At 32.9% G+C, this 14,364-nt stretch carries 15 protein-coding genes; 4 read left to right on the forward strand and 11 right to left on the reverse strand.

The genetic code is table 11. The features are described from left to right. Positions 1-65: 65 nt before the first annotated feature. Positions 66-389, reverse strand: a complete 324-nt coding sequence (locus tag FS935_RS03395) for a YppG family protein (protein WP_146946333.1) — start codon at positions 387-389, stop codon at positions 66-68. Positions 390-683: 294 nt separating this feature from the next. Between FS935_RS03395 and FS935_RS23345 the strand changes: the two genes are divergently transcribed. Continuing rightward, positions 684-848, forward strand: coding sequence for a hypothetical protein (locus FS935_RS23345; protein WP_158638521.1), 165 nt, complete (start codon positions 684-686; stop codon positions 846-848). Between the two features lie 105 nt (positions 849-953). Here FS935_RS23345 and FS935_RS03400 read toward each other — a convergent pair whose 3' ends face one another. After that, the gene (locus tag FS935_RS03400) at positions 954-1,316 is read right to left on the reverse strand and encodes a DUF1798 family protein (protein WP_158638522.1); all 363 of its coding nucleotides are present in this window, start codon (positions 1,314-1,316) and stop codon (positions 954-956) included. Between the two features lie 57 nt (positions 1,317-1,373). Beyond that, on the reverse strand, positions 1,374-1,634 hold the full coding sequence (locus FS935_RS03405) for a hypothetical protein (RefSeq protein WP_146946106.1): 261 nt from the start codon (positions 1,632-1,634) through the stop codon (positions 1,374-1,376). Between the two features lie 174 nt (positions 1,635-1,808). Here FS935_RS03405 and FS935_RS23730 point away from each other — a divergent pair, with 174 nt between their 5' ends. After that, entirely contained in the window at positions 1,809-1,907 is a 99-nt protein-coding gene (locus tag FS935_RS23730) for a spore protein (protein WP_193559341.1), read from the forward strand. A gap of 70 nt (positions 1,908-1,977) precedes the next feature. Here the strand turns inward: FS935_RS23730 and FS935_RS03410 are convergent, their stop codons facing one another. Further along, on the reverse strand, positions 1,978-2,955 hold the full coding sequence (locus FS935_RS03410; protein WP_146946107.1) for a DUF2515 family protein: 978 nt from the start codon (positions 2,953-2,955) through the stop codon (positions 1,978-1,980). Between the two features lie 132 nt (positions 2,956-3,087). On the opposite strand from FS935_RS03410, the gene recU reads away from it, so the two are divergent. Beyond that, on the forward strand, positions 3,088-3,678 hold the full coding sequence (gene recU, locus FS935_RS03415; protein WP_275669565.1) for a Holliday junction resolvase RecU: 591 nt from the start codon (positions 3,088-3,090) through the stop codon (positions 3,676-3,678). Between the two features lie 205 nt (positions 3,679-3,883). Then, on the forward strand, positions 3,884-6,526 hold the full coding sequence (locus FS935_RS03420) for a PBP1A family penicillin-binding protein (RefSeq protein WP_146946109.1): 2,643 nt from the start codon (positions 3,884-3,886) through the stop codon (positions 6,524-6,526). A gap of 50 nt (positions 6,527-6,576) precedes the next feature. Here FS935_RS03420 and FS935_RS03425 read toward each other — a convergent pair whose 3' ends face one another. The 7 genes from FS935_RS03425 to dinG form a co-directional block, all read right to left on the reverse strand. Continuing rightward, a complete protein-coding gene (locus FS935_RS03425) occupies positions 6,577-7,101 on the reverse strand; it encodes a YpoC family protein (RefSeq protein ID WP_146946110.1) in 525 nt (174 codons plus the stop codon). Continuing rightward, positions 7,091-7,756, reverse strand: coding sequence for an endonuclease III (gene nth / locus FS935_RS03430; protein ID WP_146946111.1), 666 nt, complete (start codon positions 7,754-7,756; stop codon positions 7,091-7,093). The genes FS935_RS03425 and nth overlap by 11 nt, the downstream gene beginning before the upstream one ends. A 109-nt stretch (positions 7,757-7,865) precedes the next feature. After that, the gene (locus FS935_RS03435) at positions 7,866-8,573 is read right to left on the reverse strand and encodes a DnaD domain-containing protein (RefSeq protein ID WP_146946112.1); all 708 of its coding nucleotides are present in this window, start codon (positions 8,571-8,573) and stop codon (positions 7,866-7,868) included. 274 nt (positions 8,574-8,847) lie between these two features. Beyond that, a complete protein-coding gene (asnS, locus tag FS935_RS03440) occupies positions 8,848-10,140 on the reverse strand; it encodes an asparagine--tRNA ligase (protein WP_146946113.1) in 1,293 nt (430 codons plus the stop codon). Between the two features lie 153 nt (positions 10,141-10,293). Further along, a complete protein-coding gene (locus FS935_RS03445) occupies positions 10,294-10,821 on the reverse strand; it encodes a cell wall elongation regulator TseB-like domain-containing protein (protein WP_146946114.1) in 528 nt (175 codons plus the stop codon). 13 nt (positions 10,822-10,834) lie between these two features. Then, positions 10,835-11,005 (reverse strand): YpmA family protein, encoded by a 171-nt coding sequence (locus tag FS935_RS03450; RefSeq protein ID WP_146946115.1) that lies wholly within the window; start codon positions 11,003-11,005, stop codon positions 10,835-10,837. A 192-nt stretch (positions 11,006-11,197) separates the two neighbouring features. Continuing rightward, positions 11,198-14,014, reverse strand: coding sequence for an ATP-dependent DNA helicase DinG (dinG, locus tag FS935_RS03455; protein ID WP_158638523.1), 2,817 nt, complete (start codon positions 14,012-14,014; stop codon positions 11,198-11,200). Between the last annotated feature and the right edge of the window lie 350 nt (positions 14,015-14,364).

Genomic DNA, 14,364 nt, shown 5'->3' on the forward strand with positions numbered 1-14,364 from the left:
AATTATATCGTCTATGGGGGGAGAATATTTTCTCCCCGTTTGTTATTTAGAGCCACACTTTAGGTTTAAGGTTTAAATATAGATGTTACCCCTTTAAATAATCCTCCCATTTGGTTAACAGCATTCATCATTTGACCAGCAGTATCCATCATTTTATTAAAATCAAATTGACCGTCATTTTTTTTGAATTGTGAAAGAACATTTTGAAACCCTGACGACTGTTGTTTGAAATATGGCATTGGCTTTGGATAAGGTGTTGGAAAAGGAGTATTCATATTATGATATCCATTATAATTACCGGCAAATTGTTGTTGCTGATTTTGTTGATATGACTGCTGATACGGCTGCTGATATGAGTATGGCATTTGGTGAGTATTATAACCGTTCATATTAGGTGCTGAATTGAAAGGATATGGCTGTTGTTCAATTTCATTATAATTTGGGAATCCTTGATAATAATCTTCCCTTCTTCTTTGTGATCTTCTCACAAAATAAGGATAGTGTTGATTCAAAATTATTCCTCCTCTCAGCGTTGAACCTTCTTTTTAATATATTATGATGTATCCGCCCACTAGGTGAAGGAAATTCCCTATAACTTTTTTATTTGTAAAAATTTGAATTACATGATTGCTCTTAAGATTGCTCATATTAGGAGAGAATCAATAAAAAGGAGGTTTTTTCTTATGGCACGAGGAAAGCATTTTAATCATAAAGAAAAAGGTCATGCACCTACTATCTCTGAACAAGGTCAACCTGTACAAGGAAAAGAAACAGAACATCTTGGATACGCAATCGAACCCGTTGCGTCTGAGGGTGATCGTCCTGTTACGATTAAAGTTGAGGAGTAAATAAAGTCTAATTCAAAGAAGCTCTGTTTTCAATGAGAAAACAGAGCCTTCCAACCCATAACAATTAAACATAGCCAAAAATAAAAGACTAACTATTATAGCTAGTCATTGTGAGCATTCTATTTCACTAAGTATGCTACTCAATACATATTCAACTGAATTATAAAGATTATGAAATCTTTGTTTGTTTATATCTTTATAAAAAGATTGCAATACAATTTGTTCAATATTATCAATTGTTGAATCAATTTGTGCTGAATGAATATATTTAGGTTTATTCATTTTTACCCATTCTTCAGCTAAAGGTTTCCACATTTGCACTTTATCCAATGCTAATTCAAACATCGGTTTTACATCTTGATAAAATAACTCTTCCGTTTTTTCTGGTTTTTGATTAATAGATTCAAACCGTTTTTTACAATCGTCTAGAATTAGGAAAAGCTCTCTAGATGACATGATCAGGTTCATATTACTCACCTCTACCCTAATCATATCAAATTCCTTACCTACACGCACATATAGAGTTTAGGCATTTGTTGCCATTAACGAAAAGCTAGAAGATCGAATATTATTTCGATCATTCTTTTTATGTGATTGTTCCGTTTGGAGGCATAACATTATATCTGTTAGATGGTGATCAACTTGCTTCATGTCATCAATAAGCTTAGATTCTATATCATTATCTTTAGAGAGTTTTACATTTAGACTATCCTCAAGCTTCATCAATTCTTTTTCCAATTCTGCTAATTTCACTTCAATTTCATTTCTAGATATAATAGTATTCATAAATCTCCCTCCCCTTGATGCTAGTATTCGTCAACTATTCTTCACAACCTTCTTGATTGACAAAACTAGTTTCTATTCGTCAAAGAAAGTGAATTAACTTAATGTTCGACATCTAAAATCGACTGCATGGAATTTCGTATGATAGGTCAAAATAAGATTTAGGAGGTGCTTACAATGGCAAAAAAACCAAACGATAAACAACAAACATCTGAGGATAAAGCTCGTCTTCCAGGAGATAAAAAATTAGATGGACCAAACCGTCCATCTACTTAAGCAGAAATTGATTAACTGGTTCTGATAACATGAAAGGAAGCAAGGATAATTTTTTATCCTTGCTTTTTTTCTACCCATTTCGGTTATATTCTTTTAGAATCGTTAATAAATGCAGTTGGTCTTGCTTATGAGTAAACCAATCTGTTAATTCATATTTATTAGGAATCGTAATGTCCTTAAACCATTTTTTAGTATGTTGATGTTGAAACCAATCTTTTTTATTTTCGTCTAAAGAATGTGAAACCATTGGATATGCTGTACGTAATAAAGGTGTTTCTCTTTTTCTATTTCCAGACATAAAAATTTCATAATCATATCTAGTACCAGTATGTACAACTGTTTTCGCAAAATTGATAAATTCATCATACAAACCTGAATGGAACAAAAGCCATGAAAGGCGTTTGCCTAATTCAATACGTTTCGTTAATTGAGTAAATTGATTCACTGAAAAACCAAATAATTTGCCATTTAAGGTCGGAAAAACAACTGTACTGAAATGAAGTAATTCCTGTAAACGAAAATTCAATGATTTAAATACATGTTTTTTATAAAGCTTATGTTCTATAACTGGTTTATGTATAACATTTTGTTCATTTATAATTAATGCGTTCATCAAACGGTCTTTTCTACCTTTTTTCCAAAATAGCTCCCATTCCTTTACCATAAAGGTGGATACATTAAAGTGCTTTAATAAATGGAATAAAGGTTTATCTAATTTTTTTGAGAACTCATAAACTAATAATTGAGGAAATGCATCCTGAAAAATCATCCAGTTGGCTCGTTCAAATGTCATAAACAGCAGGCTCCTAATTTCTTCATTGAGAGCTTTTCGAAACCAAATGCCTTTTAAATCAGTCATACTCCAACCAGCGTTTCGTGATACCATACCAGCTAACAGGGCCCATTGTATTTCTTCTAAACGAAAATAATAATTTTCATAAGCTTTAGTTCTTGAGATATTGTCATAATTCATATTTCTTGTCTTATTTTCTATATATGTAATAATCTCTTTGTCTGGATATAAGTTCTTATTATCAAAAATATTCATCATTCCACCTCTATCAATATGGTTACCTAAGGACATGGAATGTACACATTAACAAAATTGAAACTTTTATATCATTACTTTTCGTTTATTTTTGGTATGATAGTTGTAGTTTTAAAAAGGAGGTACAGTATGATCTTTCGTTATCCTAACGGAAAGGCTTATGAGCCCAAAGAACAAGCACGAAAAAAACAACAGCCTTCTTTTACATATAGTAACCGTGGTATGTCACTTGAAGAGGACTTAAATGAAACAAATAAATACTACCTAGAGCACAAGCTTGCTGTTATCCATAAAAAGCCTACTCCTGTCCAAATTGTTAACGTTGATTACCCAAGACGAAGTGCTGCAGTCATAAAAGAAGCTTATTTCAAACAAAGCTCTACAACCGATTATAATGGTATATACCGAGCAAAATATATTGATTTCGAAGCAAAAGAGACAAAAAATAAGACCTCATTTCCTTTGCAAAATTTCCATGCTCATCAAATTGAGCATATGCAAAATGTAGTAAAGCAAGGCGGGGTATGCTTTGTCATTTTATCTGCGTTTAACGAGTTTTATTATGTAAAGGCTGAAGATCTTTTTATTTTTTGGCAACGTCAGCAAAATGGCGGTAGAAAATCAATAACAATTGAAGAAATAAATAAAGTAGGGTATAAAATTCCTATCGGATATCAAGCAAGGATTGACTATCTGAAGATTATCGATAAACTATACTTTTAAGATGCTTTAAATGTTTTTGTATTTTTGATCAAAAGTATACTTACCTTGTTGGTGAATTCCTCTCCTTTATGTTTGAAAGAAAGAGATAGTAAGATTTAATATATCTAATTGAAAAATTTAAGTTGTTATAGGTTTTAACAGGTTGAGAGGAATATTTTGAGGTCTCCTCGTATTTATAACCTATTATGAAAGGTTGATGATGTACATGGCTGAACAATATAAAAGTCGTGAAGAACGCAAAAAACGACAGGCAAATCAAACTTCAAAGAAAAATAAGAAAAAACAAAATAAATCAGGTCTTTGGAAAAAAATATTATTAAGTGTTCTTGCATTAGGAATTTTCGGAATGCTTGTTGGAGGTATCGCTTTTGCAGTAATTGTAGCTGATGCGCCACCACTTGATGAAAAGAAACTTAAAGATTCGTTTTCATCAAAGCTTTATGATATGAATGGTAAAGAAATTAGTGAATTTGGACAAGTAAAACGAACCTATGTACCTTATGACGAAATTCCAAAAGTGCTAGAAAATGCCGTTTTAGCAACTGAGGACGCAAGGTTTTATGAGCATAACGGTGTTGATTTTATCCGAATTGGAGGAGCATTTGTAGCCAATGTCCAAGAAGGATTTGGTGCTGAGGGTGGTAGTACTATTACACAGCAAGTAATAAAAAATTCCCTTTTAACTAGAGATAAGACAGTTACTCGTAAGGTTCAAGAATTATGGTTAGCTTTCCAATTAGAGCAAAAATACTCTAAACAGGAAATTCTAGAAATGTATTTAAATAAAATTTACTTCCCTGGTAATATATATGGAATTTCTCAAGCTGCTAAGTCATTTTATGATAAAGACTTAGAAGAGCTAGAGCTACACGAAGCAGCTATGATTGCGGGGATACCACAGAGTCCTAATAACTATAACCCTAGAACTCATCCAGAAAATGCCGAGAAGCGCAGAAATATTGTTTTAACATTAATGGCAAAGCATGGATTTATTTCTGAAGCAGAAGCTACAGAAGCAAAAAGTATCCCAGTACAATCAACTGTTGTAGAAGCTACTGAAAAAGCAAATCCGTACCATGCTTTTGTTGAAGAAGTCATAGAAGAAGTAAAGGAAAAAACAGATATCGATGCTGGTTCTGCCGGTTTAGAAATATATACAACATTAGATCCTGATGCACAAGATACAGTTGAAAATGTCTTAAATGGCGATGTTATGAATTTCCCTGATGATGACTTACAGGCTGGTATTTCCTTAATTGATACTCAAACTGGTGAAATTCGAGCTATTGGTGGAGGACGTAACCAACCTGTAGGTGGCTATAACTATGCTACAGATACAAGAAGACAGCCAGGTTCAACAATTAAGCCTGTTTTAGATTATGGTCCAGCTATTGAGCATTTAAAATGGTCTACTTATCATCAGCTAGAAGATGAGCCCTATACTTATAGTGATGGAAAAACACCTATAAATAACTGGGATCTTAGCTACAAAGGGTGGATGTCCATTCGCCAAGCTTTAGCAGACTCTAGAAATATACCAGCACTAAAAGCAATGCAAGAGGTAGGTCTTGATAAATCAAAAGAATTTGCAGAAGGCTTAGGTATCCCTTTAGATAATATATACGAATCTTATTCAATTGGTGGATTTGATAAAGGTGTCTCCCCACTTCAAATGGCTGGTGCATTTAGTGCGTTCGGAAATAATGGAATGTACATTGAACCCCATGCCGTTAAGAAGATTGTATTAAGTGATGGAACTGAAATAAGTCTTGAGCCTGAACCAAAAGCAGCAATGAGTGACTATACTGCATTTATGATTACAGATATGATGAAATCAGTAATCTCGTATGGTACTGGTCAATCGGTACAAATACCTGGTATTAATATTGCAGGTAAAACAGGTACAACTAATTTTACCGATGATGATAAAGCAAAATACAATATCCCATCTGGAGCAGCCAAAGATGCATGGTTTGTCGGATATAACCCTAATTACACAGCTGCTGTTTGGACCGGATATAATATTTCAAAAGACAGTGAAAAGGTATATCTAGATTCTTCAGATCAGAAACTTGCAAGAGCGATGTTTAAAGAAATCTTTTCACAAGTTGCTGCTGGAGATTCTTCCGACTTCGAACAACCTAATAGCGTTGTAAAGAAAGCAATAGAAAAAGGATCAAAGGATGCTGTATTGGCTAGTGAATATACTCCCTCTAATCGAATTACGTATGAGTATTTTGTTAAAGGATCCGAACCAACAAAAGTATCTAAAAAGTATGAAACTCTTGATAAGCCTTCAAACCTAAACATCAACTATGATCAAGTTACAAATTCTATAAGCATCAATTGGAATTACGACGAAAGCAAATTAGCTGACGTTACGTTTGAAGTAAGTCAATCGATTGATGAGGGTCCTTATCAAGTAGTTAATAAATCCAAGGATATGGGATATGAAATAGCGGATGTTATTCCTGGAGCTATATATGCTTTTAAAGTTGTTGCAGTTAGTGACAGTGACAATGAAAACCGTAGTAATGAAGCAGCCACGAAAGTTCAAGTACCTGAACCTGAGGTAGATGTACCAGAGCTTCCGATTGAGGAAGAGGAAGAAACACCAGATCAAGGTAATGGAAACGGGAATGGAAACGGGAATGGAAACGGGAATGGAAATGGGAATGGAAATGGGAATGGACAGAATGAAGATGAATCTGATGATGGCGATGAAAACGAAGATGATACAGAAGGTGAACAAGAGCAAACCCCACCTGATGTAGAAGCCACAACTCCTCCAAGTGAAAACAGTGGGAGAAAGAATAATGACGATTCAAACGATGATACAACAGAATGATAACTTTAAAAAAGAACCGTGGAATAATCCACGGTTCTTTTTTAGAGATTTTATAATAATTGTTTTAATGCAAGAGCCTTCACATAAATCTTCTCTAATTCTATAAATAACTGCTCTAATTGTATAAAAGCATGATATTGTGTTGGTTTTTTTAATATAAAAATTAATCGTTCTTCACAATTCACTGGTTTTCTCAGAAGCTTATCAATTTCCATACCTTTTATATCTAAACTTTTCACAGGTTGTTTATTTAGCCAAAATAAACAAATAATAAATAATGAAAGCAGTTTGATTAGTAAATCCTTATTAGGTTTTCTAGATCTAAACCCCTCTTTAATTTGATCAATCAAGCTACGTTGAACCTCAAATATCTCTTGTAGTACAAATGTCGGGGTTTCCCATGGTTTATATGATGAAGCTTGGTTTAAATTAAAAAAAATATCATAATAAAATGGTTCATCCTGAAGGACTTCAACTAATTGACTTGTTTCATTGAAGGTTATAAATCCTTCACACTCCTTATCAAAAGGAGGAAACAAAAACGCAGCAGGTATTTTCTGTAGCTTATTTGGCATTTACTACTTTCACCTTTTTCATACGTTTCTGACCTTCCCTACATAAGTGAAGTAGTGGGCAACTATCACAATTAGGTGATTGTGCTTTACAATGATATCTACCAAAAAAGATTAAGCGATGATGTGTATCAGACCACTCTTCCTTTGGAATTTTTCTCATAAGTGTTTTCTCAACTTCGAGAACAGAATCCTTCCATTTGCATATCGCTAGACGCTTACTAACTCTTTCAACATGTGTATCAACAGCAATTGCTGGAACGCCAAATGCTACTGACATTACTACATTAGCTGTTTTCCTACCAACACCAGCTAGTTTTGTAAGCTCTGTGTGGTCGTTTGGAACCACTCCATTATAATGTTCTAGCAATGTTTCACAAAGCTTTCGAATATTTTTGGCTTTGTTCCTAAATAAACCTATCGATTTTATATCATTTTGTAACTCCTCTAATGATACAGCCAAATAGTCTTCAGGTTTTTTATATTTTTGAAATAAATTCTTAGTTACCTTGTTTACTAAAGCATCGGTACATTGTGCAGATAAAGCTACAGCAATAACGAGTTCAAAAGGATTTTCGTGAACTAGTTCACAATGTGCATCTGGAAACATTTCAGTCATTGTGTCTAAGCACTCACGGATTTGGACTTTGGTTAACATTATTTTCACCTGCTTATCTAGTTAGACTGATTAACTAAATTTATTTATTATATTTACCTGTTTCAGGCTAAGGCTAAGGCCCTAATTTTTCAAATAAAAATTGTGCGGTTTAGCTTTCTAACCAGTTATAAAAAGGCACTTTTCGTTGATAATCTTCATTATTATCAGATTGCTTGTTATTGTTACTTCCTTGATTTTGACGAAACTTTTTTGAATGATTTCTTGCTTGATCAATCGTTCTAATACCGTTCTTTTTCCATTCAAATAATATTCTATCTATATAACGGAAATTTAATTTACCAGACATAACTGCTTCTCTCAACGCTGCTTTAATAATTACTGGATCATATTCATCTTGATCAATCCATATGGCCAACGATTCGCATTCAAAAGGAGACAGTGGTCGTCCAAACTCATTTTCGAAGACACTATACAAGCTCATATCTTCTTCATTATTTTGCTCCTGTTCTTTTTGCATATTTTCTTTCATCAAATAAGTATATAATTTATCCCAAAGTGGTTTAAAAGAATAGTATTCACAAAGCAACCTATTTTCTTCGCTTTCTTCTATTATTAAAAATCCTTTTTGAATTAAGGTTCTTAAAATGGATGTACATGTAGATGTAGAAATTGCCATATGATCGGATATTTCAGTAGGAGTTGGAAATTGATTTCCTGTTTGTTTGAATTTAATTACTTGGAGTATAACCATAAATTCTTCTTCATTAATACCTAATTTTGCGTAATAATTAAACAAAATCACTGGAATAGATACATGTCCAGTTTCTTGAAGATAAATAAATTGTTCTTTGTTCATAAAAACACCTCGCTTTTTAGTATACCATGATGAGCTATTTCTTTGTATTAAATAGATTTATGTTGTTATTGCCAATTTAAAGCTTATTTTTGAATTCCATTATTGGCATTTGCTTGTATCCGGGAAGAAATAAGTATCTTTTTACTTATCCCGCATGACTTCCATTTTTATATTAATCAACGTTGATCTTAGCCCTACCATTCGGGAAATAATCGAAAAACAGCCAAATAAAAAACCGACTCTTAAAATTTCAAGAGTCAGTCTTAGCTATAAGTTAAGGATAAAGTCTATTTAATAGACGTGGAAATGGAATTGTTTCTCTTACATGCTCAACGCCGCTTAACCATGCAACGGTTCGCTCAAGTCCTAAACCAAATCCAGAATGCGGGACTGAACCATATTTTCTAAGCTGTAAATACCAATCATAGGCAGCTTCATCTAGATTATGTTCACTCAATCGTTGCTTAAGTAGTTCAGCATCATGTATACGCTCTGAACCACCTATAATTTCCCCATAACCTTCTGGTGCAATTAAATCAGCACATAGAACAACATCTTCTCTATTTGCATCTGGTTGCATGTAGAAAGGTTTTAGACTAGTCGGATAATGCGTGATAAAAACCGGCATTTCATAGCTTTCCGCAATTGCTGTTTCATGAGGTGCACCGAAATCGTCTCCCCATTTTATTTCATCAAAGCCTTTTTCATGAAGGAATTTTATCGCATCATCATATGTGATACGTGGGAACGGAGCTTGAATTTTCTCCAATTTAGAAAGATCTCTACCTAATGTATTTAATTCTAATTTGCAGTTCTCCAAGACACTTTTAATGATATAAGAAACATACGTTTCTTGAACCTTTAAATTATCTTCAAATTCATAAAAAGCCATTTCCGGTTCAATCATCCAAAACTCAATTAAATGACGTCTTGTTTTTGATTTTTCTGCTCTAAAAGTTGGTCCAAATGAGAACACTTTCCCAAGTGCCATTGCTGCAGCTTCCATGTAAAGTTGTCCACTTTGAGAAAGATAAGCATCTTCATCAAAATATTTTGTGTGGAATAGCTCAGATGTCCCCTCTGGAGCACTACCAGTTAAAATAGGCGGATCCACCTTTACAAAGCCTTCTTTATTAAAAAATTCATAAGTTGAACGAATAATTTCATTTCTTATTTTCATAACGGCATGCTGACGTTTTGAACGTAACCAAAGGTGACGATGATCCATTAAAAATTCTGTACCATGCTCTTTCGGTGTAATAGGATAATCCACTGATTGGGATATAACACGAATATTTGTAATACCTAGCTCATACCCAAAAGGTGAACGCTCATCTTCTTTTACAATACCAGAAACATATACAGAAGTTTCTTGAGTAATTGATTTTGCTTGTAGAAATATTTCCTCTTCAACTTCAGCTTTAACAACTACACCTTGAATAAAACCCGTTCCATCTCTTAGTTGTAAAAAAGCAATTTTTCCACTTGATCTCTTATTTGCTAACCAAGCACCTATTGTTACTTCTTGTCCTACAAACTTACCTACTTCAGCTATCGTTGTTTTCACGTAATAATTCCCTCCAAAAAGCTACGATGTCTATCTAATTTATGTTTTATGTACGTTACATTATCCTATTATACTTATTTTAAAGTTGTGTAGCAATGAAGTGTACTAAAGCATAAAAATGTCAGACTTTTCTAATAGTGGTTATCCGATACATCACTTAAATTTATCATTTTTCACTGCCATATGTTTTACAATTTCTCCATTGCTAAAATGGACAAAATCAAATGTATAGCGATCAGATTGATCTTTGTACTTAACTTCCCATATAGGAATTTCTTCATCCATTCCAAGTTTAACATTAATAAGCTGTTTTACATTATATTCACTTTTCACTGCCTGGACTGCTTCTTCCTTAGTAATACCTGATGATTGCTTTTTAATGACAACCTCATCCAAATCACTTTTGTCCTTTATTTGTTCTTTAGATAGTGGTATCCATGCATATACAGGTTCTTTGTTTACATTTTTCCCTGAAATAATATGATACTTTATATTACCATTGTAAGTATCAATGGTATCTATTGATGTTAGTTTTCCTTTCTCTAATGCAATTTCTTTTGAATGTTGATGACCTTCATTATATTGACTTCTCGCTGTATTATAAATTGAAGCAAATAGCCAAATACTAGTAATGATAACAAGCAACATAAAGGTAAGTGCAATGATTGTTTTTTTTCCCATCTATGTCACTTCCTTACGTACGATAAATGGTAAATACGGCTTTTGTTTGATCTTCTTGGTCAAGTGCTAGTCCAAACATTAAATCTTCTCTTTTTAATGTACGATTTAACACATCCACAACCTTGTAGAGATCATCAGAATGATCAATCGTAACAGTTGATAAAATTTCAATTTTACTTTCCATGACAAATTCCTCCTACATCAAACAAATATTGTTACTTATATGTCTGTTCCTACTGGATACAATAACATTACAACAACATATCTATTGTTGTACCAGATCTATTATAACAGTTGAACACACACTTTAGCGCAAAATAAATTTCTCCTAACCCACACCATTTAACGGCCGATTCTGATGAATCGGCCAATTTTTTTAGTTAATCCATTCCTCAATTAAATGGGTGAGTTCGTGCATTGGTTTTTTCTCAATATCAAGATCTGGTAAAGATAGTAAAAACTGTTTTCCGTATTTCGTTGAAACGATACGATTATCTAAAATGAATAGTATTCCTTTGTCACTTTCATTTCTAATTAGCCGTCCAAATCCTTGTTTGAAACGTAATATTGCTTCTGGAAGTGAAAAATCATAAAAAGAATTCTTTCCTTGTTGTTCAAGTAATTTACTTTTTGCAGAAACAGTAGGTTCGTCAGGAGAAGCAAATGGTAATCTGACAATCATCAATGCCTTTAGGTCATCTCCTGGAAAATCTACACCTTCCCAGAAACTGTTTGTGCCAAGTAAAATTGCTCGTTCATATTGTCTAAAGTTTTTTGTGATCCGAGAAGGACTCCCACTTCCCGTGCCTTGCCCCATAATTACGAAATCCTCCAAAGTAATATCTTCTTTTAAAAGGTAGTATGTTTTTCTCAGCATCTCAAACGAGGTAAATAAGACAAGTATTTTCCCATCTGTAATTTGAGCGACACTCCCTATATTTGCTGCAATTGCTTCTGAGTAATCTTCAGTTGTAACTTCATTTACCATGGGCATATCACTTGGAATAAATAATTTCACCTGTTTCTTATATGGAAAAGAGGACTTAAGTTGAACTTCTTTAGGATATAAATCATTTAACCCAAGTGTTTCAATCATATATGAAAAAGAATTTTTAATTGTCAAAGTAGCAGACGTTAAAATGACACTTTGTTTCTGAGCAAAAAATTCATCAGCTAAATAATCTCCAACCTGTATAGGTTGTGCATAAACAGAAACTGCATTTTTTGCTCCTTTTGAATCAATTTCAATCCACTTAACAATTGATTCATCTTTCTCAAAAAACAGATATTCAATTGCGTCCTTATATTGTTTAATAAGTAACTGATGTTGACTAAATTCCTCTAGTATAAGATTATCTTTTATCGATAATTCTCCTTTATTAATACTTTCCAAGTGATTAAACCATTTTTGTAGTAGCATTTGATAATCATTCATCAAAAATTGAATTCTTTTTACAAGCTCAAGAAGCGAATTCCAACTACGATTATTTTCTAGATCAGGATCATATTTATAGGAAGAGCGGTTTAAAACAGGATCATTTCGTCTTTTGTATACATATGCGTGTAATCCAGAGAAAAATAGATGGCTCTCCTCTTGTAGTTGTAAAAATATACTATCTAATTTTTGAGGAATTGACATTTTCTCTTTTAAACATTTTTCTTGAAGTTGTTTAAATTTTTTAATTAAACCATTTGAAGTAGAAAGCCCTAAACGATTTAACATAGTATGTATATCTAAATAACTTAATCGTAATCCAAATTGTTCACTTGCTACGCGGTGCAAATGATGTGCTTCATCAATTATGATTTCATCGTACTTTGGTAAGGTTTGATCTTTTCTTTGAATGTCAGATAAAACCATTGCATGGTTAGTAATGATTACATTAGCTTCTTGAGCCTTTTTCTTTGCACGCTGGTAAAAGCAAAAAGAATAAAACGGGTTATTTTGAAAAGATGATCGATCAACATGTAGTTGCTCCCATAGCGCTCTACCACCTGAAGGAAGATTTAATTCATCTAAGTCTCCAGTTTCTGTTTCTGTTAACCAAATAAGTAATTGTGCCTTACTCAATATAAAATCATAATTATCCTCTTGTTCATGTAGTGATTGCTCAAACTTTTGTAAACATAGGTAATGACTTTGACCTTTTAAAATTGCAGCAGATATGTGAAAAGGCAGGACCTTTTGTAAAAAGGGAATATCTCGCTCAATCATTTGTGTTTGTAAAGTAGTTGTATACGTACTAACAACCACACTTTTATTTTCTTGTTTAGAAAACAGTAAAGCAGGGACTAAATAACCTATAGTTTTCCCACTACCTGTAGGAGCCTCTATTAAACTGTGCTGATGTGAAAAAAGAGCATGATCAACTTCACTCATCATTTTCATTTGTTCAGGGCGAACATGATAATCTTCAATAACATCTGTCATTTGACCATCATGATTCTCAAACAATGTTGCTATTTGTTCAAAGCTATATTTTGCTTCTGATTTTCCATAATCAAAACTGGTCTCTTCTATCTTCTTTATTGCTAAAGATCTCACTGTTTCAAGATCAGGTCTTTCAAATCCACTTAACTTAACTAATTTCTCAGTAATTATATTATCTAGCTCTTCCTCAAAATCACTAATAAAAGATCTAGATAGTTTTATTAACTGTTTAAGCGTAAGCAAAGGCAAGGATTTAATTTTATTGTATATGCGGATAAATAACAAAGCAGTTGCTTCTGCATCACTATCTGCTCGATGTGGATTTTCATGGATCATATTGAACTTTACACTGAGGTCAGATAATTTATAGCTATTTTCGGTTGGAAATACTAATCTAGCCAATTCAACTGTATCTAAAACTTGTCCAGAAAATTGGTAACCACATTTTTTCAGTTCTTCTTGTAAAAAAGACAAATCAAAATATACATTATGAGCTACAAAAAAAGAATCATCCAGTAGCTTTATAATCTCTTCAGCAATTTCTTCAAACGTTGGTGCATTTTCAACCATTGAATTAGTTATTCCGGTTAATTGTTCTATGAAAACCGGGATTTTTTGCAGTGGATTCACAAAGCTCATGTAACGATCAACTATTTGTCCATTTTCAATGACAACGGCAGCGATCTGTATTATCTTATCACCCTTTTTAGGTGCATTTCCTGTTGTTTCTAAATCTAATACAACGTATCGTTGTTCATTCATAAATAACACCTCAATCATTATCTAAAACAATTAATATTGAAGTTATTTGTATCTCCATGCTATTTTAGTACATATACGATCATTCTTTTATATGTTTCGTAGACATACCTTTATATAGTTAAGGATATGTCACATTATATTGATTTCCATTAAAGGCATTTCTTCCTTTAGGAATTATTATTCCCTCAGTATGAATGCCTACTCTCATGTTACACACCTAATGGGCAGCTAGAAGATCACCGCTTTTCTAGTATGGAGTACAATATCATATTTTCAAATAATTAACATCGTGGAATATTAACATAGAGCTTTAACATAACCTAATAAAAAAAGTTTAAACTTTCTTAATT

Source organism: Metabacillus litoralis, assembly GCF_007994985.1.
GTDB lineage: Bacteria > Bacillota > Bacilli > Bacillales > Bacillaceae > Metabacillus > Metabacillus litoralis.